This is a genomic window from Geomicrobium halophilum (assembly GCF_014207655.1).
Classification (GTDB): domain Bacteria; phylum Bacillota; class Bacilli; order Bacillales; family Marinococcaceae; genus Geomicrobium; species Geomicrobium halophilum.
In genome coordinates, this window is record NZ_JACHHJ010000004.1 from 229573 (window position 1) to 255460 (window position 25888).

Sequence of the window (25888 nt, forward strand, 5' to 3'; positions counted from 1 at the left end):
CTCTCACCCTCTCATTCCCATCTGAGTTTTTGAGGAATAAAACCCAACTCACCCTCCGATTGGATCCCTATATTAGACTCAGATGCACCGATATCTACCGTAAATTGAAATAGCTCTTCCATGCCTAATTTCATCAAATTGCGACCTACCCGTCCCTTTGCTAAAAGTTCAGCGATCGCTTCCTTTGAATTATAAGGATGGTTTAACGCAAACAAAGCAGCATCATTTAACTTAACATCCTCGATATTTAAACGTGATAAGATTAGATTCGCACAGACGTAATCCTCTAACGAGAAATGTCCTCCTGAACCAGCACAGATAATGATGACATCTTTTGTGGATGCATGGTTCAAGTAATCAGCAACCGTATTGACATTTCTTAAATTGCCCAAAATCAATTTCTGTGCTTGTTTTGCCTTGGAAATTGCACGTGTTCCATTTGAAGATAGAAAAATAATATCTTTGTCTTTCACAAGTTCAGGTGTATACTCATCCGGCAAATGCGCGCAATCAAACCCCTGTACAGCCTTTCCTCCCTGTTCTCCACCCGTAAGAATAGAAGAATGATTGAGCTTTGCTTTCAGCTGTTTGGCTTCTTCAACGTTTTCAACTGGAAAAATTCTCCTGGCACCGCGTTCCATAATGGTAACAAGCGTCGTTGTCGCAAGCAGCACATCGATGACGACTACAGTTGCGTCTTCAAGTCGTTCCGGCTTAATTTCTTCTGTCGTTAACCATAATTGACACCTATCCATTTCGGCATTTTTCACCTCCCGTAGAAGCGTTGAAAATAGGGGATACCTTAAAAATATATGCGCCGATGAATGTATTTTCGCCAAATTCCTTAGCCGTAGCGCCGAATCATCGTGTCGTGCGCTGAATTCTCGGGTGATTCCGCCGAAAAACACGGATTGCGTGCGCCAAAATATTGGGGCCTCCCTCCGAAAGGGAGGAAAGAAGCATCGAATGCAGAAGCTGCCCTTTGTGGACAGCCCCCTCTCTATTACTCATAAACAGCAAACACGGCTTCTCCTCGCAAGACGTCTTCTCCCGTTTCCTTACGAGCCCTTACATCAAACGTGATTTTGTCTTCACTTTGCTCCTTGACTTCGGCTTGAAGCGTAATCACATCATCAAGAAAAACCATTCCACGAAAGCGGATATTATACGTTTCTATATACCCCTCTTCATAATAAGGGGTAAAAAGTTTGGCCAAGTTCCCCATCGTCCACATTCCATGGGCAATAATACCGGGCAAACCTGCTTTCTCTGCTTCTTTATCAATCGTGTGAATCGGATTATAGTCTCCAGATGCGCCTGCATATTTTATTAAGTCAAGTCTCGTCACAGGAGGAAGAGTCACGGATGCTAATGTATCGCCAAGTTGTTTCGTCGTTAATGTGCTCACGCTTCCATCCCCTTTCGTACGGCCTCTGTAATGATGACGACTTGTTCAGCGCGAAAAATAAGGTTTCCATCCGTATCTTCCCCGCACCCTTCGAGCTTCAGGATGCCCATTGATCCGCTCTTTCCTGTTTTCTCCTTATAGTCTTTCACTTGCGTGTAACAAGCAATCTCTTCACCAACGAGAAGCGGGCGCTCATAATGATACGTCTGCTCCCCATGAATCAACCCTTTTTCAGGCAGGTTTAACGCCGGAATTTCACCATAATCAAACACTCTTGGAAACGTTGGAGGCGCAATATTTTCTCCATAACGCGAAGCTTTTCCCGCTTCTTCATCGATGAAAATAGGGTGAGAATCACCAATGGCATCTGCAAATTTCCGTACAGCTCCCCGCTCTACAACATTTTTCACCTTATTTGAAAATTCCCCAATTGCATGTTCAAACATATTTTATCTCCCTTCTACGCTTTTGGCCCACCAGCAACATAGATCACCTGCCCGCTCACAAAGGATGAACGCTCATCCGCGAAGAATGCGGCTGCGTTGGCGATATCCTCAGCATTCCCGCTTCGTGCTACGGGAATGTTTGCCACGCTTGCCTCAATGAGATCCTCATAAGAGATGCCAATTCTGGCAGCTGTTTGTTTCGTCATATCCGTTTCAATAAACCCTGGGGCAATCGAGTTTGCCGTAATGCCAAATTTACCAAGTTCAATCGCCAATGTCTTTGTAAAACCTTGCAAACCTGCTTTAGCCGTCGAATAGTTGGCCTGACCGCGGTTTCCTAATGCAGATGTCGAGGATATATTAATAATACGGCCATATTTTTGCTCAACCATATATTTTTGTGCGACACTCGCGGCATTAAAGGAACCTTTCAAATGGACATCCATCACTGTTTGCCAATCATCTTCTGTCATTTTAAAAAGTAGATTATCTCGTATAACCCCAGCGTTGTTAACGAGAATATCAATCGATCCATAAGTTTCATAGGTTTGTTGCATCGCTGATTCAACTTCTATGCGATTTGTTACATTCCCATTGATCGTTAAAACCTCTTGCCCAGCTTCAGAAAAGTACGAACGTGCTTCAGCTAGGGCCTCTTCGTTTATATCGATGATGGCCACCTTTGCCCCGTCATCGACAAAACGTTTGGCAATGCCTCTTCCTATGCCTCGACTTCCTCCCGTGATAAATGCTACTCGATTTGTGAATGCACTCATTTCTTCCACTCCCTCTTTTACACTGTTTGGCCTAGCTTGACGTGCCCTTTCAACAAGTTGCGGGAAATAATTAATCGCTGAATTTCATCGGTACCATCATAGATCCTCCATAAACGAGCTTCCCGATACCAACGTTCAATTGGAAGCTCTTTTGTATAGCCCATACCGCCATGAATCTGCAACACGCGGTCAATAATGTCATTACCTTTGGTTGCCCCGTAAAGTTTGGCCATTGAGGCAAGATGCCGGTTGTCTTCCCCATTATCCAAGCTGAAAGCTGCATTTAACACCAGCCATTTGGCCGCTTCAAGCTCAACAGCTGAATCAGCGATTTGCCATTGAATAGCCTGACGTTCAGCAATCGGTTTTCCAAATGTTTCCCGTTCTTTCGCGTAGTCAACGGCCATAGACAACAGGCGTTCAGCTGCCCCTACTGCCCTTGCTCCTACAATCCAGCGGGCAAACCCAATCCACTCAAGACCAAGATCATAACCTCGGTGAAGCTCACCTAAAATATTCTCTTCCGGGACACGTACTTGATCGAAAATCAGGGATGCTGGTCCCCATTCTCCCATGGTATGGATATATTCCGAGGTCCACCCCATCGATCGATCGACGATAAAACACGTGACACCTTCGCGCCCGCCTGCCTGATGAGTTTCTTTATCTGTAATAGCAATCACCATAACAAAATCCGCTTCATTACCGCCGGTGATAAATGTTTTTTCACCATTCAACACCCATTCATCTCCATCTTTCGTTGCCGTCATTTTAATGTTACGCGTATCCGATCCAGCGCCAGGCTCTGTCATGGCAAAACAGGATTTCTTCTCGCCACTAATGGTTGGCAATAAGTACTTTTTCTTTTGCTCCTCATTAGCATAATATAAGATGTTGTCAGCTGAGCCCCCAAAACTAAATGGTACGAATGTCTTGGAGATTTCCATCATGACAATGGCGAGCATCATCTGACCGAGGTCAGCCCCTCCATATTCTTCCGGTGTGTTGATTCCCCAGAATCCAGCTTCCTTTGCTTTTTGCTGGAGTTCATTACTTTTTTCGACAGAAAGGCTTGGTTTTCCTTCCCTTTCATTCCTTAAAACATCATTTTCTAACGGGATAAGCTCTTTCTCGACAAATTTCCTAATGGTTGATTGCACCATTTTCTGTTCTTCCGATAAACGTAAATGCATGAATATCTCTCCCTCTTTATATTATTGATTTTCAATCGTAAGGGCGATCCCCTGCCCTCCACCAATACAGGCTGTAACAAGCCCTTTCTTTGCTCCACGACGTTGAAGTTCATAACACAGCTTTGTAACTAGCATCCCTCCGGTAGCCGCAATCGGATGACCGTGGGCAATCGCTCCACCATTAACATTGACCTTCTCCATATCAAACGAAAGTTCACGATCACAGGCTAATACTTGAGCAGCAAATGCCTCATTGATTTCGATAAGATCAAAGTCATCCAAGGTTTCACCGGTTTGTTCCAGTACTTTTTTTACCGCTGGCACCGGGCCAATACCCATAATATTAGGATCAACACCTGCAACGGCCGATGCTTTCACCACTGCCAATGGTTCTAATCTTCGTCTTTTCGCTTCGTCCTTTGACATCAGCACTAAAGCCGAAGCACCATCGTTAATCCCTGAAGAACTTCCAGCCGTCACGGTCCCATTCTGTTTAAACACAGGAGATAGATGTGCCAAGTTTTCTTTCGTAACCCCCGGGCGCGGATGCTCATCTTCTTCGAAAGTAAAGCTTCCTTTCCTTGTTTTCACCTCAATGGGCACGATTTGATCTTTAAAATATCCTTTTTCCATCGCTTTTGCCATCCGTGTTTGACTGTTTAAGGCAAATTCGTCCTGCTCATCGCGCTTAATTTCATACTTCTCCGCTAAATTTTCAGCAGTAATCCCCATGGGAGGATCTCCAATTTCCTCCGGAGAAAGTCTGCGCTTTAAAAATCTGGGAGGACGGAGGTCGTAAGCTTTTTCTTGCACTTCTAAAAGATGGGGGCTCCGGGTCATACTTTCGGTTCCACCTGCAACGACAACATCCGCCTTACCAGTCATGATTTTCTCTGCAGCAAGTGCCACACTGTTAATCCCTGATCCGCATTGACGATCAATCGTAAGTCCAGGAACTTCAACAGGCAAACCTGCTTCCAATAACGACACGCGAGCCATATTACCTCCACCGCTCAAACAGTTGCCAAAAATAACATCCTCAACGAATTCTCCTTCGACGTTCACTCTTCCCAATGCTTCTTTAATCACTGCTCCGCCATAAACGGAAGGATCCAACGAGGCAAGACTCCCTCCTTTTTTGGCAATCGCAGTGCGCACCGCTGAAACAATAACAACTTCATTCATCAATACATTCACCCTTCTCTCAATAATTTGAATGTTCCTGTACCTTTAGCGATGGCTTTTCCTTCTTCATCGGAAATGAGCCCCTCAACCGTTGCCGATTTATACCCGAGATGCAAAATATTCGCAACCGCTGTGACTCTCCCTTCCTTAACGGGCGCTAAATAATGAACATTTAACGTTATGGTCGTACTGGGAACATAGGTATGATGATAGATGACCGTTCCAAAAATATTATCCAGCATAGCCGCATGAACGCCGCCATGGAGGGTTTGATTTTTATTCATATGCTGCTCTTTAATATCTAAAAGAATCCTGATCTTTCCGTCTTCCCCTTCATCATTTTCAAATCCCAAAAGTTCAAAAAAAGGGCTCTGTCTCTGTAGTGATGCCATTTTCTGTTCATCAAGCAATGGTTTCTCCCCTTCCTTCCCGTCGTGTTCAAAAAGAGGACAAAAAAGAGCCAAGAAATTTCAGAAAGTGTTAACTTATCGCCAAAATGGCGAGTCTAGATTTTCTTATGCTCTAGAGTGCAAGAGAGGCCTTCTTGAGCATCCTGCTTGCACCACGAAAGCATTCACTTCTCACGAAGGAAAAGTGAGTCTCTCTTTTCCGAGGAGCGGATCGCCAGCTGTTTGCTTCGTAAGCGTTCCTGCGCACGACGATTTCTTTTTCGAGGATATAGTTTACATACGTGAGGAGCGCAGAATGCGAAAGCTCTTTTCCCCGAATTTTTGAACAACCCTTCCGATTTAATCATCAAAATCAACCAGTTCAATTTCTCCATCTTCCACAACAGCCATTCTCAACTCTGTCGTCATTCCTCCTTGTTCATCTACCTCGGAAACATCATAGATTCTTTTATCTTCAGGAACTTGATGGAGACCGTCATCTAGATTCTCTCGAATAGCGTGGGCATCCTCTACCGTCCCAGCTTCTTGCATCGCTTCGGCAATAATGTAGACAGCATAGTAGTGATAACCTGCTTCTGAACCAGGATCATTGCCATGTTCCTCCTGATAATCATGAATAAACTGTTCATTTCCCTCATGAATGTCATATACTAACGGTGCTACACCGACAGATCCGTCAATAACATCTGGTGCTCCCCCAAGTACATTGTCGATTTCATCCAATTTTGCCTGGTCCATAATTAAAAAGCCGCCTTCAAAACCAAGTTCTCTTGCTTGCTGCATGACTTGAGCCGTGGGCTCGGAAGAACCACCAACGAACAGGACATCTGGATCGTCACTCAATGCATTGGTCACCACAGTGAAGAAATCCGTATCCATGCTATAATCTACAGAGCCTTCATGAACAACCTCTCCGCCAAGGGATTCCCAGACCGGCTTCAATTCTTCTGCCCAATCCATACCGAACTCAGTGGACGGCGGCAACATGGAGAGCTTCGGGCCAAAACGCTCCATCTGATACTCTGAAAAAGGTTCTACGTACGCATCGTACGTTGGCGGAATCCGCATCGTAAGATCGTTTCCTTGCTGTGTGATCTCAGGCTCACTTGAATAGGAAGCCAAAAGGACTTCATCTTGTTCATTAAAAATTTGTGTAGCATACGTCCCGCCACTATGGGGTACGAAAATCACAGGCGTATCGCTCTCCTGGACAAGCCTTCTCGCATTAGCCCCGGTTTCATCAGGCAAGTACTGATCATCCAGGCTCACCAGGTTTAACGAATGCATCTCTCCATCAACCTCAATCCCTCCATCCGCGTTAATTTCATCAATGGCCATTGTGAGTCCATTCAAGGTATTATTCCCGTAATAAGCACCTGCTCCGCTTAATGGCCCGCTAAATCCAATGTTTACAACTTCTGTACCCTCTACCACTTCTGTCTGCTCTTCAACTTCTTCTCCTCCACTACCAGCAGGCGCTCCCGGTGGAGCTGCTGTATCCGTGGAACTTGGGTCTTCTTCGCTACACGCCGTTGTCATCAGCAACAATAGACCGCCCAAGAACATCCCCATTTTCTTCATTTCCTGTGCCCCTTTCATGTTTTAGGCTAAGCCCCAATATACGCTTTTCGTACTTCATCATTAGCAAATAACTCTTCCCGTTCACCTTCAACGACGATTTTTCCATCCTCAATGACATAGCCGCGATCGGCAATTTTCAATGCAGCATTTGCATTTTGTTCAGCAAGGAGAACAGTGGTTCCATTACGGTTAATTTCTTTAATAACATCAAATACTTGCTCAACAATGAGTGGCGCCAACCCAATGGAGGGTTCATCAAAGAGCAGGAGTTGGGGGCGTGACATCATTGCACGACCAATGGCAAGCATTTGTTGTTGACCGCCGCTAAGCGAACCAGCAGCAGTTCCTTTCTTTTCTTCTAAAATAGGAAAAAGAGTATACACTTGTTCCAACGTCTCTGATAACGCTTTTTTATTTCGCCTGACCGCATAAGCGCCCATTCGTAAGTTTTCATACACATTCATATTCGGAAATAACTTTCGTCCTTCTGGACAATGGCCGATTCCATCGGCAACCAGCTTACTCGCTGAGGATCCCCCAATGGATTTTCCCTGCCATTCAATTCGGCCCTTAAGTGGTTTATTGAGACCGCTAATCGTACGAAAAATCGTACTTTTTCCAGCGCCATTAGCTCCCAATAACACCACCAGTTCGCCCGACTCAACGTTCATGGAAATATCCGTCAAAGCCTCATAAAAGCCATACCGAACAGAAACATCAGTGAGCGTCAGCAGCTTCCTCACCTCCCCCTAAATAGGCCTGGATGACTGTATCATTGTTTTGGATTTCTTCTGGTGTTCCTTCTGCAATCTTTTTCCCTTGATTCAGGACGACAATATGATCCGCAAGCTCCATAATCATCTGCATTTTGTGTTCGATCAAACAAACCGTTAAACCATTGTTCACCATTTTACGCATAAGTGCCACCAATCCCCCCGTTTCTTCAGGATTTACCCCTGCTGCCGGCTCATCCAGAAAAACGATCTTTGGGTCCGTAGCCAAGGCCACCGCAAAGGCCGCACGTTTCTTCGCTTCTTGCGATATATCTGATACGAGCCGATCCGATTCTTTTTGTAAACCAACAAAGGTTAGCACTTCCTCTGCCTTCTCTCGACAAGCACGTTCTTCCCTTTTTAACCTAGGTGTTTGTAACAACGCATCAAATACGCCGGACTTTGTTCGTAACCGGTGACCGATCACAACATTGTCCATGACCGTTGCTTGTTCGAATAGATTCGTCGTTTGAAACGTGCGCGCGATCCCTAATTTGGCAATATTAAAAGCTTTCTTTTTTGTAATATCTTCCCCGTTAAAAGTGATTTTCCCATTGGTAGACGAGTGAAAGCCGCTAATGACATTAAACAGGGTGGACTTACCTGCACCATTCGGTCCAATGATTGCGGTTATTTTCCCTTCCTCAATCCCGACATCTACGTCGTCAACGGCCGTTAGTCCACCAAAAGCTTTCGTGAGCCCTGTTGTTTCGATGAGCATTAATCTCCCCCCTCGTGTGTGGATGTGGATGATGTTCTCTTCATCTTCTGTCTTTTCTTAAATTGTCGTTTCGCTTTCCACATTTGAATACCGCCGACAATTCCCCTTGGATAAAAAATGACGAGAAAGACGAGGAGAGGACCAAAAATAAGCATGCGGTACTCTTCCATAAATTGAAGGGACTGTGTGATCGTTACGATGAGAAATGTCCCTACAAGCGGTCCATACAATGTGCCAATTCCACCTACAATGAGATAGGTCAACATATCAAAAGTGGTCATTGTATAAGAAATCTCCGGTCCGAGAAAACGGACAAAGGACGCATAAAGGGCACCAGCCAACCCTGCTAAAAAGGTGGAAATGACAAAAGAAACCAACTTTTGTCTCATCGTATTAATTCCAATGGTTTGCGCAAGTTCCTCAGAATTACGTATAGCAACATAGGTGCGCCCAATCAAGGACTCTGTCAGAAACTTCATAAAGACGAAGACCAACACGAGAAAAGCTAAGACTAAATAATAATTGGATTCAGCACTTTCAAAGCTGATCGGACCAATCGGGCTTGGAGGCGGGACACCAATGAGACCACGAACACCTCCGGTTAACTCATCCCACTGATAGATAACAAGGTAGATGATATAACCGACACAGAGGGTATAAATGGCAAAGAAATGCTCTTTCGTTCTTAAAGCGATAAGCCCTACGAAAAAACCCACCACCGTCGTAATCAAACAGGCCAGAACGAAAGCAAACCAATAAGGAACATTTGCATCAACGGTTAACAACCCGAGGCTATAGGCTCCAATCGCAAAAAAACCTGCATGGGCGAGAGACAACTGACCCGTATATCCCCCAATTAAGTTCATTCCGTATACCGCAATCGTCCATATAAAGGAAAGTGTTACGATATATAAATAATATTGATTATCTGTAAAAAGGGGCGCCATTAAGGCCACAAGCAAAAATATCAAAGCGATTCTATTTCTTTTTATCATTGACATGCTAGTGAGCCCCCTTTGCAAACAGCCCTTGCGGTTTCACCGTTAAAATCGCAACAAGTAATACAAAAGCAATGATGTCACTGTAGTCACTTGAAATGAAGGTAGCCCCAAGACTTTCAGAAAATCCTAGAATGTACCCCCCAATAATCGCGCCTGGAACACTCCCCATGCCACCAATAATAATAATGACAAATGCTTTCAAAATCACGAGGTGTCCCATCCCTGGATATACGAGATTAATCGGCGAAGAAATGGAAGCGGCAATCGCTGCCAGCCCGCCTGATATGAAAAACGTTAACATCGCCACTCTGTTTGCATTAATCCCCTGCAGAAACGCTCCTTCACGATTTTGAGACATGGCGATGATGGCTGCCCCTATCATTGTCTTTTTCAAAAATAAGTGCAAAGCAATCATGACTAACACCGCTGCAACCACGATCAATATCCGTTGCGTGGTGACGGTAATTCCAAGAAAGGAAACGATATCGTCGAAAGGCGTTGTCATCGAACGATAATCTGCCCCCCAAATCAATTGAACGAGTGTTTCCAAGAATAGAAGTAAACCAATCGCCGCAATCTTATCGTGAATAGGCGGAGAGTGCCTAAGCTGGTGAAAAACGAGCCGCTCCATAAGGACAGCGATTCCACCAACGACTAAGATCGACATAAACATTGCAACAAAATAGGGAAGCCCCAGGGTGGTCATCGTCATCAATGTGACATAGCCGCCAACCATATAAAGTGCACCATGGGCGAAGTTTGGAATATGGAGAATTCCATAAACAAGTGTTAAACCTAAAGCAACCAAGCTGTAAACGCTTCCAATCGTGAGCCCGTTAAATAATTGCTGCGCCAGAACATCCATTGATCCACCACCCTTCCTATTTCAATCTTTGCTCTTCTTCGACCAATTCTCTCTTCAATATTTTTCCTACTGCCGATTTTGGCAGTTCTTCGACGAAATAGATGAGTTTAGGAACTTTATAGGAAGAAAGATTTTCTTGGCAAAATTCTATAACCTCATCTTCCGTGGTGTTGGAGTCTTCTCTTTTGACAATTACGGCTTTCACGTTTTCACCCCTATACGAATCTGGGACACCAATGACAGCTGCCTCTTGAACAGACGGGTGTCTATAAAGAACCCCTTCTACTTCAATGGGATAAACATTAAAGCCACTTGCCAGAATCATCTCTTTTTTGCGGCCAACGATATAGAAGTAACCATCTTCATCTACGTTTGCTAAATCACCGGTATAAAGCCAACCATTACGTAGTGTCTGCTCAGTCTCTTCGGGCATACCATAGTAACCTTTCATGATCTGCGGTCCACGAATAATAAGTTCACCGACGTCACCTGTGGGCATGGTGTTCTCCCCTGTAGCAATATCCACAATGCGAGCCTCTGTATTTGGAAGGGTCACCCCGATACTTCCCCGTTTTTGTAATCCAGTGACAGGGTTTCGATGGGTCACGGGGGACGCTTCTGAGAGGCCGTACCCTTCAGCAATGCTGGCGCCTGTAATCGAATGAAATTGGTTCATGACTTCAACAGGAAGGGGGGCTGAACCACTCGTTAGCACATTTAATGAAGACGTATCGAAATTTTTCTCCTGATAATATTCCATTAATGCCATATACATCGTAGGTACACCTGGGAAACTCGTTGGCTTTAGACGCTCAATTATAGATGCAACGTTTTCGACTTCAAATTTGGGGACTAAAATCACATTTCCACCTAAATAAAACGTTAAATTCATCGCACTCGTCATCCCGTATACGTGAAAGAGAGGAGCGATCGTTAATACACGTTCATTGCCCCTATTTGTCTTATCACTTTGAGTGGCCGCCGATTGTAACGTATTCGCGACTAAATTATAGTGAGTGAGCATTGCCCCCTTCGACCGGCCTGTCGTTCCTCCTGTATATTGGATCACTGCAACATCCTCTTTCGGATCGATATCCACACGAGGAGCAGACACTCCCTCCTCCATCAGTAACTCATCAAAACTAGAAGGTTCTGTTAACGATACATCTACAACACTCTCTACTTGAGTATTACTACGGACCGCATCTAGTAAGGGCTGAAGGGAGTCAAGAATAACCATTGCAGATACACCTGAATCATTGAGTACATGAAGCAATTCTGGGGGTTTGTACATTGGATTGACTTGAACAACCGACGCCCCTAAACGGAGGATAGCAAAATAGCTTACAGGATATTGCGGACAATTCGGCAACATCAATGCGACCCTATCCCCCTTTTTAACCCCGCGTTGCGAAAGTCCTCTCGCTACACGGTCAATCCGCTCATCCATTTCTTCATACGTGTAGACGAGCTCGCCAAAAGTCATGGCTGTTTTATCACGATGGTGTCGTATACTTTCATCGAGCATTTCCGTCAGCGACATCTCTGGGATTTCAATATCTTCGTAAACAAACGCTTTTTCTGTCATACAATTACTGCTCCCTTCTAAAGGTTGTTCAAAAAGTCCGGGAAAAATCGCTTTCGTATCTCTTCGTCGTCTTGCTTCTAAAGCTCCTCACGTATGAAAATGATATCCTCCAAAAAAACCCACTTTTCCTTCGTGAGAAGTGAATGTTTTCGTGGTGCAAGCAGGATGCTCGGAACTACGTCTTCTCGACCTACCCGGCTCTTTTTGCCCTCCTTTTTGAACACGCACTTCTATATAAAAATCTACTGCAAAATTAATATTGCAAATTATATGCCAGTTTACAAAAATCTGTCTATACATACATACTAACCGATCAGTTAGTTATGTATAAATTTCCTCCACCGAAAATTTAATGCAAAATTGTATCATTCATTCATTTTTGCATTGCAAGAATGGATCACGTTTATTCATCCGCGTTACTCGTATATAATACGACTATATTTACCTTCACCATCCTTTTATAAATAGGAGTGATTCATATGGCAACCATCGAAGATTTGTTAAGATTGGATATTCGAGTCGGTACAGTATTAACAGCAGAGCCCCTTCAAGGTGCAAAAGTCCCCGCCATCACTATGAACATCGATTTCGGGGAGGAAATCGGCACAAAGGCATCAAGTGCGCAAATTACAAAACGTTATGATTCCGAGCAGTTGATTGGGGAGCAAGTCGTGGCTATCGTGAACTTTCCCCCGCGTAAAATCGCGGGCTTCACCTCAGAAGTACTCGTCATTGGCGGTGTTCCCGAAAGCGGGGACGTCGTACTACTTAAACCGGATACGCCGGTGCCAAACGGGACGAGTATTAAATAAGGTGAAAAATTCGATATATACGTCGAAACGTAACATGGTTATTCAGCGCGCGGAAGGTTTACGTTCGTTCGGCAATGTACGCGTAAATATCATTGCATGTAAAAGTTGGACATGAACACGCTTTCTTAATGAGTTCCATGGTGCCTGATTCCTGCCAATCGCCGACGTATAACATTCATGAGAAAAAGAATCCCATCTGACAATACCGGGGCACCTCCGGCTCAATTATAAAAAAAGGCCCAGACCAGTCATGATTAGCTGATGCTGCGGCCTTTCTTATTGGTTATATTTTACTCACTGATCACTCAATGGTCAAATAAACAATTGACGAGATTTTCACTCCTAATTTCTCCGCAAACAGTACAGTTTTGCGCCAAGTATCATGGTGTTCTTTGGCAATTGTTCGCAGGATGTAATGGATTTCCTTGGCAGCTTAATCCACTTATGGTAATATTCTTTTCTTCAAGCTTTTCCAAGAAAATCGAGCATTCCCAGGGAAACTTCCAGTTACCAACTCTATGGCTTCTACTTTAACGAAGATAATTTGCCCAGGACACTCTCAAATGCCATTTCTTTATAAAGGACTGTGAATAAACCAATCTTCACTGTGGTTTCCTCCTGTCATTTGAAGCAATAGAAACCCATTGTTCTGTTTGGTGACTTATCAAAATCGCATCAATGATTTGCATAATACGATGCCCTTCCTCTATCGTAGCAAAACTGCCGGACTCCTTCTCACCACGTTCAATCGTTTCATAAAAATCAATACATAAGTTTTTCAAGCCATCTGGCCACCCTTCTTGATGTCCACCTGGATAATGAGCCAGGCTACGACTCTCCGTATCTAACAGTGCAGCATCTTTTAATAACTCCTGATTCGGTTCATCCCGCTTACCGATCCATACGCTATTCGGTTTTTCTTGACTCCAGTAATAAGCAGCATCTTTTAAAGAAATTTCAATGTCAAAATGGTTTTTCCGACCTGCGGTCACCTGTGAAACTGTAAAGCTTCCTTTCATCCCGTTTTCAAAACGCACGAGTACATTCCCAGCGTCCTCGGTATTTATCGAAGTTTTCTCAGATTCATTGAAACGATAATCATAGATCCTGTGAAGATCTGCAAACACAGAAGTGATTTTTTCCCCAACAATGTATTGTACGGTATCACTCCAATGCGATCCAATATCAGCAACTGTCCGTGATTGCCCATTTATTGATGGATCTAACCGCCAATTATAATCTGATTCATAAAGCATCCAATCTTGAGCATAACTTCCTTTGACAAGATGAGGAAAACCATGCTTTTCATTATGAATCATTGTCTGCATCTGCTTAACAATGGGGAAGAACCGATAGTTAAAACATACGCCACTAATTGCTTCAGAATGACGAGCCAGCTCTACAAGATGAGCAGATTCCTCAACGGTTAACGCAAGGGGCTTTTCTGATAAAAGATGCTTGCTTCTCTTTAAAGCATAAGCATTAATCTCATAGTGCATGTAGTTTGGTGTACAATTATGCACTACCTCCACGTCAGGGTCATCAATCAGTCTGTATGGATCATCGTATGCTTTCGGTATATGGAAATCAGCCGCTATGCTTTCTGCTTTTTCTATATCTCTAGAGAAAATCGCCACAATTTCCTGATCTTTTAATCTTTTTATTGCTTCCATATGCGATGTTGCTGAAAAACCGGTGCCTATAATTCCCACTTTCATTCATTTTCGCCACCCTTCGATGGAGCCCAAAGTTAATATCCCACAACGTTTCTTAAAATAATGGTCGTGTACCTCCAATTTCATGTTTATTGACTCTTCGACCTTCTTGATGAGACAAAAGAGCAAGTTCATTTACATGAGTTAACCTGCATACATCGTCCTTTGTAATCGTTGGTTCTCCCGTCCCTTTTATAGACATCACCCATTGATGTAGTGGTGTTGGCAAAGCGCTTGGTATCTCTTCATGAAAATTTTCATTTTCTTCGAATAGAGGACTTTTTAATTGTATCGCTTCGTTTTCTATTAATAATGTCCCCCCTGTACCGTACAATTCTAAATGATAAGGACTACCTTGAGATACGAAGCTCGTTTCAATGATACCCAATGCACCTGACTCATGCTCAGTAAGAACAATGGTGTTATCGTCCACCTGTTCATTTAATAATGTTTGCATTTGGGCAAAGACTGTAGATACCTCTCCAGCCAATCGATTAAGAAGATAAAGAGGATGGGCACCAAGATCAACCAAGGCTCCACCTCCAGATTCCTCTTTATTAAAAAAACGTTCAGGTAGCCAACCATAAGTTCTCCCCTTGGAAGAAACACCACCGTTGTGAGCTAGACGGCACCGAATCATCTTTAACGTTCCAACCCATCCCTCGTCTAACGCTTTTTGGGCATACAAATAGGAGGGATCGGACAACCTCGGAAGAGAAACAACTAACTTCACCCCAGCGTCTTCTACTGCTGAATAAATCTCTTTACAATCCTGGACAGTTAATGCCAAAACCTTTTCTGTAAAAATGTGTTTTCGATGCTTTGCTGCTTCTAAGATAACTTCTTTATGCTGTGTTGTAGGCGTATTCACGATAACTGCGTCAATATTGGGATCCTCAAGTACTTTCTGTAATTGTGGTTCGTAAGGAACGCCTATGTTATATGCCCACGCTTTGCCTCGGCGTTCATCGATATCCCATACTTTTCTAATTGACAGGTTTTCATTTTGTTCTGCTTGTTTGGCATAATCTTCAGCATGAACATGCCATTTGCTTAACAAAGCAACTGAAATCATGATCTTCACATCCTTGTATCAATTTGAACTTCACCCTTTTACTGCCCCTGTCGTTAAAGCGCCAACAATATAGCGTTGTAATAACAAAAAGAGAATAATCACGGGAACGATAGACAGGATACTTCCAGCTGCAAGATAGTGTGTTGTAATAGCTGCTTCTGTTTCCTGCAGATTAATCACACCTACGGAAACAGGATATAATGCAGCATCATCAATTAGAATAAAAGGAATAACAAACTGAGACCAGCTTTGCACAGCAACCAGAATCAAGACCGAGATGATTCCTGGTTTAGCAACTGGTAACAGGATTTTGGTTAATACTTGTCTCTTCGTACATCCATCAATAATCGCTGCTTCATCCAAATCTACAGGAAGTGTGTCAAAATAATTTTTTAAAAACCACGTCGAGAACGGTAACACGACAGCTACATATACAAGTACAATCAACGCAAAATTATTCAGCATATCCAAATCTGCATATAGACGATAAAGAGGAATAGTTATGACCACTGCCGAAATCATTTGCGTCATGAGTATTATCACTAAAAATTTGCTTTTGTGTTTCATCTGATATCTCGACAGGGCAAAGGCTGCAGGAACTGCAATCAGTAAAGTTACAATGACCGTACTTCCTACAAGTCTAAAAGAATTCCATAAATATGTAAGAATCGGTGTTGTTTCCAAGACTTGAAGGTAATTTTCAAAGGCGAAGCTTGTTGGAATCAAAGACGGTGGCACTTCAAAGATTTCCTGCTGGGTTTTTAACGAAATTGATAAAGTCCAAAAAAGAGGAAAAAGAAATACAAGTACAATAAAAATATAACTTGCATATAGGGCGACTTTCAGCCATTTCTCCTTTCGCATCATGAAGGATCCCCTTTCTTACCAAGAACTTTGAGATAAATCATTGTCATAGAGATATTGATCAGCAACAGGATGATGGACGTAGCTGCGCCTACCCCAAGGTTAAATTCTTGGAATATAGTATTATAGATACTAAGAGCAATGACTTCAGTACTACTCCCCGGTCCGCCTTGCGTTAAGGCCATGACCATATCAAAGGTATTAAATGTATCGATGGAAATGATTATAAGGTTGACTAAAATAATGGGTGTTATTGTAGGCAAAATGACATTTCGAAGCCGCTGAAAAGCACCGGCACCATCAATTTTTGCCGCTTCAACCAATTGTTTTGACACCGTTTGAAGGCCTGCGTACATTAAAATCATACTAAAGGCTGTCCCACGCCAAATATTCGCCAGCGTAACAGACAATAGGGCCAATGTTGGGTCTGATAAGAAAGTCACCGGCCCAATACCCATCTGTGAAAGAAAATGATTTAAGATGCCCGCGGATGTTTCATCGTAAAGCATTGTAAAGATAACACCAATCACCACTCCAGGAATGGCCCAAGCGACAAGAACAGATGTACGCACAATAACGGTTCCACGTAATTTAAGGCCTTCGCCGCGTACAATTAACAAAGCTATAACAAACCCGCATAACAATTGAAATGCAACACTAAAAAATACGAAAAAACCTGTCGTCCCTAACATTGGCCAAAATCCCGGTAACGAAAAGAGCTGAATATAAGAATTAAATGTGTAGGAAAAGTCTTGTTCTACCAAATTCATATCCGTAAAGCTGATTCTAATAATCTCAAATATCGGGTATAAAAAGATGGCTATCAATAAGATTGAAAGTGGTATAAGCCACGGATAAGCCGTGTCACGAAATCGAGTATTGGCCTTCTCACGTAACGTTTTGATCGTGGATTTTTTCTTAGGTTCTGGAGCAAATGAAGTATTGCTCATTCCGTCTCCTCCTCTCCAAACGTTGCAATTTCCCAAGCATCATCTAACGCTTGTTCCGGAGACTTCCTCCCTGATACAACCTCTGAAATTGCTGTTTGCAGTTGAAGTGAGATACTACTGTATTCTAGAGACGCTGGACGATCTCTTCCCTCTTCTTCTAGAATCTCTAAATATTCATCCCCAAAGGGACCTTGATCAAACTCTTCTGATTCATAGACAGACTCTCGAACAGGTTGTAGCCCTCGCATAGAGGTATATTGTCCCATTCCTTCTTTGCCTACGAAAGTATTTTTCAAAAATTCAAACGCAGCATGTTGTTTTTCTTCATCTTCAGTAAAGATTCCCCATACCCATCCTCCAATTGTCGAGGTAGATTCTGAATCTTCTAACGTTGGAAGGGGTGCTACCTCCCAATTCTCAAATTCAGGGCCGAGGATATCTTCTACTGTCCCTGTCTGAAAACTTCCACCGAAAAACATGGGTGTTTGACCTGCAGCTACTTCTGCATTAAGATCATTTTCTTTCCCTAAGGTAGCCATACGTTGCGGTATAAGTCCTTGTTCAACTCCTTGATCGATAGCTTCAAAAACATTGAGCATATATTGGTAATTATCTCCTTTTCCAAAGGTTCGCTCGCCATTTTCATTCACAAGTTCCCCACCTTGGCCCCAAAACATTGGCCAAAGACTTGTAACGGCAGTTCCTTCGTCAATACCGAGGGGCATCGCTAAACCCTCATATCCTTGATCAACTAATTCTTCTGATATGGTCATCGCCTCATCCCAAGTTTCTGGGGGTTCTGGAATAATGGTCTCATCATAAAATATATTCCGTATATTCGTATTGAAATATATTCCATAAATATGACCATCATCCCCAACCATGACATCTTGAGCAAAGGGGAGAAAATCATTAATATCCATCTCATATTCTTCAAATAATTCATCGAGAGGTTGTAAATCGTCAACAAAACGATCGAAGGTAAAACCGTCAATAAGAGCCATATCAGGAGCACGACCCGTAGTGGCTTGTTCCTGTAGACGAGCCATTGCTTCATCAATATTGTTTGTATGAATATCATGCTGCATAGATAAACCATATTTATTTTCGATCATTTCGATATTTTCATTAACATAATGATTTGTGTCTTCGTCGGGAGAGTCTGGAGAATCAGCTGTGTTGGTGATCCAAGTTAATGTATCCTCTTCATCTGCAGAAACATCAGCACACCCGGTTAAAACAACCAATACGCCTATTCCCAGTAAATACTTTGTAAACGTTTTCATTTTTGGCCTTCCTTTGTTTAAACGTATTCTTTCCTATTAATAAGAAGAGCATGATTTCGTTCGTCTATTCATATTCTTTCCCCGTTATATCCTCTAGAGGTTTGACGTTCCCATATTGTTGTTTTGTTGTATTCGAAGGGGTTGCCCATGATACGCCATTAGCGATGACTTTCTGAATGCAATGGTGGTAATACGTAGGATAAGATTCATGTCCCGGCCGAAAGTAAAAAATCTTCCCACGACCACGTTGGTAGGTGCAACCACTTCGAAACACTTCTCCACCTTCAAACCAGCTAACAAATAACAATTTATCAGGCTCTGGTATATCAAAATGCTCTCCATACATCTCTTCACGTTCGAGTTCAATATATTGACCGATATCAGCACAGATGGGATGGCTTGGATCAATGACCCATAATCTTTCCTTCTCATCTGCCTCTCTCCACTTTAAGTCACATGTCGTTCCCATTAATGTTCGAAAAATTTTTGAATGATGCCCTGAATGCAGAACAATCAACCCCATTCCATCAAGCACCCGTTTTACTACTCGGTCTACAATTTCATCATTTACCTCATCGTGAGCTTTATGTCCCCACCAAAGTAATACATCTGTGGCGTCTAGGACTTCTTGGCTCAAACCATGTTCTGGTTCATCAAGAGTAGCCGTTCTCACATTTGTGTACCCATATGCGTCTAATATGTCTGCTAATTGGGTATGAATCCCCTCAGGGTAAACCTTTGCTACATTAGGGTTGTTCTGCTCGTGTCGATACTCATTCCAAATGGTAATATTCATGGAAACTCATCCCTTCTATATCAATTGGATTACATTTGTAGATACGTACCGTACCCTTATAACCTGGTTGTCGTATGCTCCAGGTTCACACTTTTTTCATTTCGACTACTTTCATAGATCGCATCAATAAGTTGGTTGGTCATCAATGTATTTTCAAGTGTAACAATTGGCTGAGCTTTGGGTAACGTACATAAATCTATGAAGTGTAGAGCTTGAGATTTTGCTTCTTGGTCTTCACCTGCAATCCATTCCGCATGGCTATTAATCAGCATCCCATCACGGCCATAATTCATTTGAAGAGGGAACAATGACAGTCCGCCGTTAGTTCCGGAAACCTCAAGTACCTGTCGATCTTCACTTATATTTGCTGCCCAAGAGGTTTCAAATAAAAACGATATGTTATTCTCAAATCTTATATACGCTGTGACATGATCATCTACGTCAAATCGCGAAGCATCAAATGCCCCCCACTGATTGACTTGTTCTTTACTTGTAGACAACCGATTATAAGTCGTTCCTACCACTTCTTGAGGAGAGGGGTGATCAAGCAACCACAAAGCTGTATCCAAATAATGAGAGCCATAATCGATCAAGCTTCCTCCACCTTGAAGTTCTTTGTTCGTAAATACGCCCCATCCAGGTACTTTTCGTCTTCGCATAGCCTGAATACGAATGACTAGGGGGTCTCCTATTTCCTTTTTTTCAATCAATCGTTTCGCTGCCTGGACGTCTTTCATAAATCGATAATGATGAGCAACCATCAATGTTTTGCCACTTGATTCAGCGGCCTCAACCATTTCTTTTCCGTCACTGTGACAAATGGCCAATGGTTTTTCACATAAAACATGTACATCGGATTTAAGTGCGGTTATCGCAATTTCTTTATGGAACTTGTTTGGCGTACATATAACTACGGCATCCACTAACGGAAGGAGCTCTTGATAATCAGTAAACGCATATGGTATCTCGTATCGGTCAGTAACATCATGTAATACCTCTTGATTGGTATCACATACGCCAACAATGTCCACTTTGTCTATGAGTTTTGAGAAATTTGGTAAATGGCGTGATTGAGCTATCCCTCCAACGCCAATAAATCCAAGTTTTAATTTACCCATAAGAATCAACACCCTTCTAAACTCAAAAATAAATGCAAATGTAAACGTTTACATTTTTTATTTGAAGTGGTCTCTAGACCTTCTTAAAATCGCTTACAAGAATCACGAATTATTAATTGATCATTTAATACAATATGCCTCTTGGTTACTTCCTCCCCCCCCATAATATCTAATAGTAGCTTCATCGCTTTCTCACCAATCTCTAAGGCAGGTTGAGAAATTGTTGTTAATGGGGGGGCAAATATCCTGGACATCTTGATATCATCAAATCCTGCAACTGAAATATCTTCGGGAACTCTTAATTTATAATGTTTGATAGCATTAATAGCACCAATTGCCATCTCGTCATTAGCAGCAAATACAGCGGAAGGTGGACTTTCTAAGGCTAATAATTTTTCCATGAGTTGATATCCTGATTCGTACGAGAAATCACCTTCTTGAATAAAGAGCGAGTTGATTTCTTGGCGGTTTTCAAGAACAGACTGCTTATAACCACGTAAACGATCACGACTTAGAACTACTTCCATAGGTCCAGATATATGCGCTACTTTTTTATGTCCTAGTTGAAAAAAATGATTACTAACCTTTCTGGCACTGCTGATATTATCTATAGATACTGATGGAATATTTGAATGTTCCATATATTCGCAAGCTAATACAACTGGATAATCCTCAGATAATTTGTTCAGCGAAGCAACATTAGTCCGAGCAGTTAATAAAATCACCCCATCTACCTGTTTATTACGTAGGTGGTCGATAACCCTTTCTTCATTTTCTGGTCGATTTTTAGTATCTGCAAGAAAAACTTGAAATCCATTATCAGAAGCTATTGATTCTATACTCCGAATAACATTCGAAAAGAAGGTATTGGTGATATCTGGAACAACAATCAAGATGGTTTTTGTTTCTAAATTTCGTAATTGTCTTCCTAATGCATTAGGGTGATAATCTAATATTTCAGCAGCATTAATCACCTTTTTTCGAGTTTCAGAAGTTACTGCGCTACTTTCGGAAAAAACTCGAGATACAGTAGCTATTGAAACATTCGCTAAATTAGCAACGTCCTTTAGAGTTGTCACTGTAGATGTTTCCTCTCAGTTTTGTTTATTATCTGTTTGTATGAATATGATACTATAAAAGTGTTTGTAAACGTTTACAAACTATAAGCTTGAACATCAGTCTACAGTACATTTATTAAATTTTCAATACCTTTTCTCTTTTCCTTGTAACTTTTTTGAAGGCAATACGGGTATATATCATTTTGTATCGTCTATATCATATCATCGTATCAAGATCGCTTGTTATTAATTAACAGAATAAATTATCTTTTTAACAACACTCTAAAAAAGTTGACGTGCGACATGAAAATATACGTTTCTATCACCAAAGAAAATAGGTAAACAGTATTTCAAAATGTGGATTACTTCCTTCAACACGTGGAATTTAACATCCTTCATTACTACTCCCTGATACCACTTACCCGTGACACTATGAAGTTGCTTCTATCGTCGCTCACAGTAATATTCCTAACAATCAATTCGGTGTCATTCCAAACCATCTAATTTCCATATTGTGGAATAATGCACTTCCTTCATGACAGGGATACTGGCTCTCCCCTTCATAGCAGTGTCTCTTAAAGCTAAGAAAGGGTGATCGGCAAGGGACTTTTTTTAGCTCTTCTAACCATTGGTGACATGCAAAGCTTCAGAATGCCTTCGCTCTTATGCAAAATCTGCAAAACCATATATACTTGCAGCTTAACTTTGCTTTTGTTATCATCGCTGGGCCCCATAAAAGGGTCGCTGTAAAATGCTATTTATTAAGAGTGCTTCATAAATAAATTCGAATTGTTGCCCGGGGCAATAAAAAGAGGGCCGATGCCCAATTTTCGATGATGAAGAACGATTCGCTTTAACACCAGAAGAGAAACAATATGAAAAAGACCTACACTCAACCACATCTCAACCATTGTTGTTCTACAAACATCTACAGATACAGCAGAAATATACAAACACCATTTGCCGGAGGATTTATAAGGAAATGAGTATGGAAATTAAACAAGCAAGCATTAATCACGCACCCGTCATTCATAACGTAATGATTCAGGCCTTTATGGAATATAGCCCCCCTTCTAGCGCTTTAGAGGAAACGATACAATCCATCTCAACAGCTTTAGAAGACGGGGAGCAGTCCTTCATCAGTTATATGAACGATGAACCAGCAGGAGTGGTTCGTTTTCAAATGAACGAACATCACCTTTATTTTTATAGACTGAGCGTTCCTCCTGAAAAACGAGGGATGGGGGTCGCCAAGGGGCTACTACAGTCATTGGAAGACGTCGCACGCCAAAATAAAAAAACGACGATGTTATGCAACGTACGTAAAAATTTACCTAAAAATATTCAAATGTACCATTCCCTCGGTTACAATATCTATGATGAAAAAGTTGTCCATCAGCCAAACGGGCTCGATTTTGAAGTGGCTTGTATGATGAAACAGCTAACCGTATAGCGCAAAACTCAGTAAATCATTCTTCAAAGTTTGTTCATCTTTCGAATAGTTATTGATGGGATCATTTGGTAGACGTAGGTTAAAAAGCGAAAAAGAACAGGGACCTTTGTTCCCGCAACCCGTTAATCGGTGTAGTCACCCGAGGTCCTAACCTCAGGGTGGCTACTTCTTTTTTCTTATCTTCGACACTTCCAAAGCAGCGAGGGGAAACATCGTCGTTTTTTAACCCGCGGAGGCGCAGGACTTTTGTGTTACTTATGGAATCGTAATTACATTACTTTCTGCTTGATCCGTCTGGTCCTCCTGCTTGGCATATCCGACAATTACGTAATCGCCGCTTGGCAGTGGCTGGCCATTAACGGTTCCGTCCCATGTGTCTTCGTACATACCAGCTGGCACATTCGTTGTATGATAGGCCAAACCGATATATTCAGACGAATCAGCATCATACACCCACATACCAAATTCTTCAGCCCCATTAGGCAGATGAGCAGAAAACTCGAAATCTTCACCTTCCCCAGGTTCTAACGAAAAGCTTGTGATTCTTGGATAGTCTGGCTCTGATACGAACAAGATGGTCGGTACTTCGATGGTTTCAGTCATGCTTTCTACTGTAATCGTCCCTTCATAGTAACCATCATCCAGGGCGCCAGCATCCACTTGTACATTCAAGCGAACATCATCCGATTCTCCCGGTTGCAGCGCTACATCACTGCTTGTCATCACATCAATACCATCGGGATCGCCCTCGAATTCAATATCAAAAGCATAAGCTTGCCGCTCTTCAGATTGATTTTTAATCGTAAATGAACTTCTCGCTGTTTCCACTCCATCCTCGTCCGTAAATGTTCCAAATGAGTGGCTGCCAGGAGTCACGATTGAATCAGAATCAAGAGCATCAGCGATGCGAATACTACCTGAACCTTGCGTATTAAAAGGATATTCTTCATCTGTATCCGGATCAACTAGCGATTCAGATGTATTCATCAACAGTCCTCGTACTTCTCCCACTTCCAATTCAGGATTGGATTCAAGGAGAACGGCAGTCGCTCCGGCTACGTGGGGAGCAGCCATGCTTGTCCCTTGCAAGGAGGCATACCCATGCGGATCATCTTCATCATGGGTAGGAACCGTACTGAGAATATTCACACCCGGGGCAGAGATATCCGGCTTAATCATCCACGTATCCATGACCGGTCCACGTGAAGAAAAATCAGCAATCGTCTCTCCGATTTCTTGGACAAATTCCAAATCAAAAGAAACCATGTTATCTCCCTGAGCAAGAGCAGACTGCAAATTTTGTCCATCTTCCAATGAAAGCATCACTGTTGGAAGTGGAAGACCCGGAACTTCCGGCTGTTCTTCATCATCCACATTGTTAAAAATAATCGCTCCCTCTGCTCCAGCATCTTCAGCATTTTCAACTTTTTCCACAAATGGAAGTTCACCGCGTACCATTAACGCAATTTTTCCCTCGAAGTCTTCATCTTCAAAATTTTCCGGAGCCCCTATACCTGCGTCTAGTAACTCAAACTCCCCTTCATTCAAAGCCATTAAATCTAGTTCACTCGGATAACCCATCACTTCCGCTGAAGGGTAGTCTGCTTCTTCCGAAGATAGTTCTGCAGAAAAGTCATCATACGGAAGCTGCGAAGCTCCAACAGAAATAGCTTCTCTCGAAGTGCCCGGAGAACCGACGGTCCAATTGTCAGGCCCTGCATTCCCGTTGGATGTTACCGCTACGACACCATCTTCCATGGCTTGATCCAGAGCAATACTCGTCGCAAAATCAGGGTCATTCATTGGATTACCTAGAGAAAGGTTCATAACATCAGCGCCATCGAGCACCGCTTGCTCAATACCGGCAATCACATCAGCGGTTGTCCCACTTCCTCCGGGGCCTAATACACGATACGATAACAGCTCAGCATCCGGTGCAATACCTACCGTTAAACCATTACCAGCGATCGTACCCGCAACATGGCTGCCGTGGTTCGTCTCCCCACCCCGTGGGTCTCCTGGCGGCGTTTCCTGAGGATCGTCATTATTATCAACAAAATCATACCCTTTATAATCTCCAAAAGCTTCTTGTAGATCTGGGTGCGTATAATCCACCCCTGTATCGATGACCGCGACGGTCACACCTTCACCAGTATAACCCAGGTTGTGTGCCTCCTCTGAACCGATATAAGGACCGCTGTCAAGCATGAGTGGATCAAATTCATCTTCTGCAATTGAAATCATCTCATCCTCTGCCGTCACTTCATATTCCATATTAGGGTATACAGCTTCTATACCATCAATGTTGAGTAAGTTCGGAATTTCATCTTCTGGCAATTCGACAGAAAATCCCGAGAACACGTGTCCATACTCGTGCCCGATTTCATAGTCACTGGCTAAAACATCAATGTCATCCTGCACTTTTGCCCGTTCATCATCCACCTGTGCTCTTGTCTGAAATAGTCCTTCCTGCGCTGCTTCTAAAACCGAGGATTCTTCCAATTCGACAACCACGGTTTCTTCTTCAGAGGACGTAAAGTCATGATCCCCAAATAGAGTAACCTCGGGATCATCTGCCTCATTTTCGGCTGCAACTAAAGAGGGATAAACGGTCGACATCACGAGAACGAAAATACTAAAAACAGATCCATTTCGAATCTTTTTCATGCGATATCCTCCTTTCCCTTCTTGTTTTCTTGACTATAAAACAATAACCCTGCAAAAAATGTTTGAATTAGTAGCATTTACCTGTCGTTTATTAACATCATAAGAGAAATCAAAGACTATAATACTATTAAAATCCTCGTAAAAGAC

General features: G+C 42.5%; 24 protein-coding genes. 2 read left to right on the forward strand and 22 right to left on the reverse strand.

Features of this window, described 5'->3' with window-relative positions:
• Positions 1-11 precede the first annotated feature (11 nt).
• From HNR44_RS13925 to HNR44_RS13985, 13 genes are all read right to left on the reverse strand, one after another.
• On the reverse strand, positions 12-755 hold the full coding sequence (locus HNR44_RS13925) for a 2-phosphosulfolactate phosphatase (protein WP_184404932.1): 744 nt from the start codon (positions 753-755) through the stop codon (positions 12-14).
• A 248-nt stretch (positions 756-1003) separates the two neighbouring features.
• Complete coding sequence (locus tag HNR44_RS13930) at positions 1004-1408, reverse strand: MaoC/PaaZ C-terminal domain-containing protein (protein ID WP_184404933.1); 405 nt, start codon at positions 1406-1408, stop codon at positions 1004-1006.
• Positions 1405-1854 carry a MaoC family dehydratase N-terminal domain-containing protein gene (locus HNR44_RS13935; RefSeq protein ID WP_184404934.1) on the reverse strand — a complete coding sequence of 150 codons (450 nt, stop codon included), beginning with the start codon at positions 1852-1854 and terminating at the stop codon, positions 1405-1407. The genes HNR44_RS13930 and HNR44_RS13935 overlap by 4 nt, the downstream gene beginning before the upstream one ends.
• Positions 1855-1868: 14 nt before the next feature.
• Positions 1869-2630 (reverse strand): 3-oxoacyl-ACP reductase FabG, encoded by a 762-nt coding sequence (gene fabG, locus HNR44_RS13940; RefSeq protein WP_184404935.1) that lies wholly within the window; start codon positions 2628-2630, stop codon positions 1869-1871.
• 17 nt (positions 2631-2647) lie between these two features.
• Positions 2648-3823, reverse strand: a complete 1176-nt coding sequence (locus HNR44_RS13945) for an acyl-CoA dehydrogenase family protein (RefSeq protein WP_184404936.1) — start codon at positions 3821-3823, stop codon at positions 2648-2650.
• Positions 3824-3844: 21 nt separating this feature from the next.
• Positions 3845-5011, reverse strand: coding sequence for a thiolase family protein (locus tag HNR44_RS13950; RefSeq protein ID WP_281381431.1), 1167 nt, complete (start codon positions 5009-5011; stop codon positions 3845-3847).
• 5 nt (positions 5012-5016) lie between these two features.
• Positions 5017-5418 carry a PaaI family thioesterase gene (locus HNR44_RS13955; protein ID WP_184404938.1) on the reverse strand — a complete coding sequence of 134 codons (402 nt, stop codon included), beginning with the start codon at positions 5416-5418 and terminating at the stop codon, positions 5017-5019.
• 339 nt (positions 5419-5757) lie between these two features.
• Complete coding sequence (locus HNR44_RS13960) at positions 5758-6999, reverse strand: ABC transporter substrate-binding protein (RefSeq protein ID WP_184404939.1); 1242 nt, start codon at positions 6997-6999, stop codon at positions 5758-5760.
• 26 nt (positions 7000-7025) lie between these two features.
• Complete coding sequence (locus HNR44_RS13965) at positions 7026-7733, reverse strand: ABC transporter ATP-binding protein (protein WP_184405088.1); 708 nt, start codon at positions 7731-7733, stop codon at positions 7026-7028.
• Entirely contained in the window at positions 7717-8493 is a 777-nt protein-coding gene (locus HNR44_RS13970; RefSeq protein WP_184404940.1) for an ABC transporter ATP-binding protein, read from the reverse strand. The genes HNR44_RS13965 and HNR44_RS13970 overlap by 17 nt, the downstream gene beginning before the upstream one ends.
• Positions 8493-9494 carry a branched-chain amino acid ABC transporter permease gene (locus tag HNR44_RS13975; RefSeq protein WP_184404941.1) on the reverse strand — a complete coding sequence of 334 codons (1002 nt, stop codon included), beginning with the start codon at positions 9492-9494 and terminating at the stop codon, positions 8493-8495. Before HNR44_RS13975 ends, HNR44_RS13970 begins: the two co-directional genes overlap by 1 nt.
• A 1-nt stretch (position 9495) precedes the next feature.
• The gene (locus HNR44_RS13980) at positions 9496-10359 is read right to left on the reverse strand and encodes a branched-chain amino acid ABC transporter permease (protein WP_184404942.1); all 864 of its coding nucleotides are present in this window, start codon (positions 10357-10359) and stop codon (positions 9496-9498) included.
• Between the two features lie 16 nt (positions 10360-10375).
• Positions 10376-11947 (reverse strand): long-chain-fatty-acid--CoA ligase, encoded by a 1572-nt coding sequence (locus HNR44_RS13985; RefSeq protein WP_184404943.1) that lies wholly within the window; start codon positions 11945-11947, stop codon positions 10376-10378.
• A 479-nt stretch (positions 11948-12426) separates the two neighbouring features.
• Between HNR44_RS13985 and csaA the strand changes: the two genes are divergently transcribed.
• Complete coding sequence (csaA, locus tag HNR44_RS13990; protein ID WP_184404944.1) at positions 12427-12759, forward strand: chaperone CsaA; 333 nt, start codon at positions 12427-12429, stop codon at positions 12757-12759.
• 602 nt (positions 12760-13361) lie between these two features.
• Here csaA and HNR44_RS13995 read toward each other — a convergent pair.
• The 8 genes from HNR44_RS13995 to HNR44_RS14030 form a co-directional block, all read right to left on the reverse strand.
• The gene (locus HNR44_RS13995) at positions 13362-14477 is read right to left on the reverse strand and encodes a Gfo/Idh/MocA family protein (RefSeq protein ID WP_184404945.1); all 1116 of its coding nucleotides are present in this window, start codon (positions 14475-14477) and stop codon (positions 13362-13364) included.
• A gap of 52 nt (positions 14478-14529) precedes the next feature.
• Positions 14530-15549 carry a Gfo/Idh/MocA family protein gene (locus HNR44_RS14000; protein WP_184404946.1) on the reverse strand — a complete coding sequence of 340 codons (1020 nt, stop codon included), beginning with the start codon at positions 15547-15549 and terminating at the stop codon, positions 14530-14532.
• 30 nt (positions 15550-15579) lie between these two features.
• Positions 15580-16416: a carbohydrate ABC transporter permease gene (locus HNR44_RS14005; RefSeq protein ID WP_246407457.1), complete on the reverse strand. Its 837-nt coding sequence runs from the start codon at positions 16414-16416 to the stop codon at positions 15580-15582.
• Positions 16413-17363, reverse strand: coding sequence for a carbohydrate ABC transporter permease (locus HNR44_RS14010; protein WP_184404947.1), 951 nt, complete (start codon positions 17361-17363; stop codon positions 16413-16415). Before HNR44_RS14010 ends, HNR44_RS14005 begins: the two co-directional genes overlap by 4 nt.
• Positions 17360-18649: an extracellular solute-binding protein gene (locus tag HNR44_RS14015; RefSeq protein WP_184404948.1), complete on the reverse strand. Its 1290-nt coding sequence runs from the start codon at positions 18647-18649 to the stop codon at positions 17360-17362. Before HNR44_RS14015 ends, HNR44_RS14010 begins: the two co-directional genes overlap by 4 nt.
• Before the next feature lie 64 nt (positions 18650-18713).
• Positions 18714-19445: a ThuA domain-containing protein gene (locus HNR44_RS14020; RefSeq protein ID WP_184404949.1), complete on the reverse strand. Its 732-nt coding sequence runs from the start codon at positions 19443-19445 to the stop codon at positions 18714-18716.
• Between the two features lie 56 nt (positions 19446-19501).
• Complete coding sequence (locus HNR44_RS14025; protein WP_184404950.1) at positions 19502-20563, reverse strand: Gfo/Idh/MocA family protein; 1062 nt, start codon at positions 20561-20563, stop codon at positions 19502-19504.
• Between the two features lie 83 nt (positions 20564-20646).
• Positions 20647-21642 carry a substrate-binding domain-containing protein gene (locus HNR44_RS14030; protein WP_184404951.1) on the reverse strand — a complete coding sequence of 332 codons (996 nt, stop codon included), beginning with the start codon at positions 21640-21642 and terminating at the stop codon, positions 20647-20649.
• A gap of 961 nt (positions 21643-22603) precedes the next feature.
• Between HNR44_RS14030 and HNR44_RS14035 the strand changes: the two genes are divergently transcribed.
• Positions 22604-23074, forward strand: coding sequence for a GNAT family N-acetyltransferase (locus HNR44_RS14035; RefSeq protein WP_343069521.1), 471 nt, complete (start codon positions 22604-22606; stop codon positions 23072-23074).
• A 255-nt stretch (positions 23075-23329) separates the two neighbouring features.
• Here the strand turns inward: HNR44_RS14035 and HNR44_RS14040 are convergent, their stop codons facing one another.
• Positions 23330-25741, reverse strand: coding sequence for a S8 family serine peptidase (locus tag HNR44_RS14040; RefSeq protein ID WP_184404952.1), 2412 nt, complete (start codon positions 25739-25741; stop codon positions 23330-23332).
• Between the last annotated feature and the right edge of the window lie 147 nt (positions 25742-25888).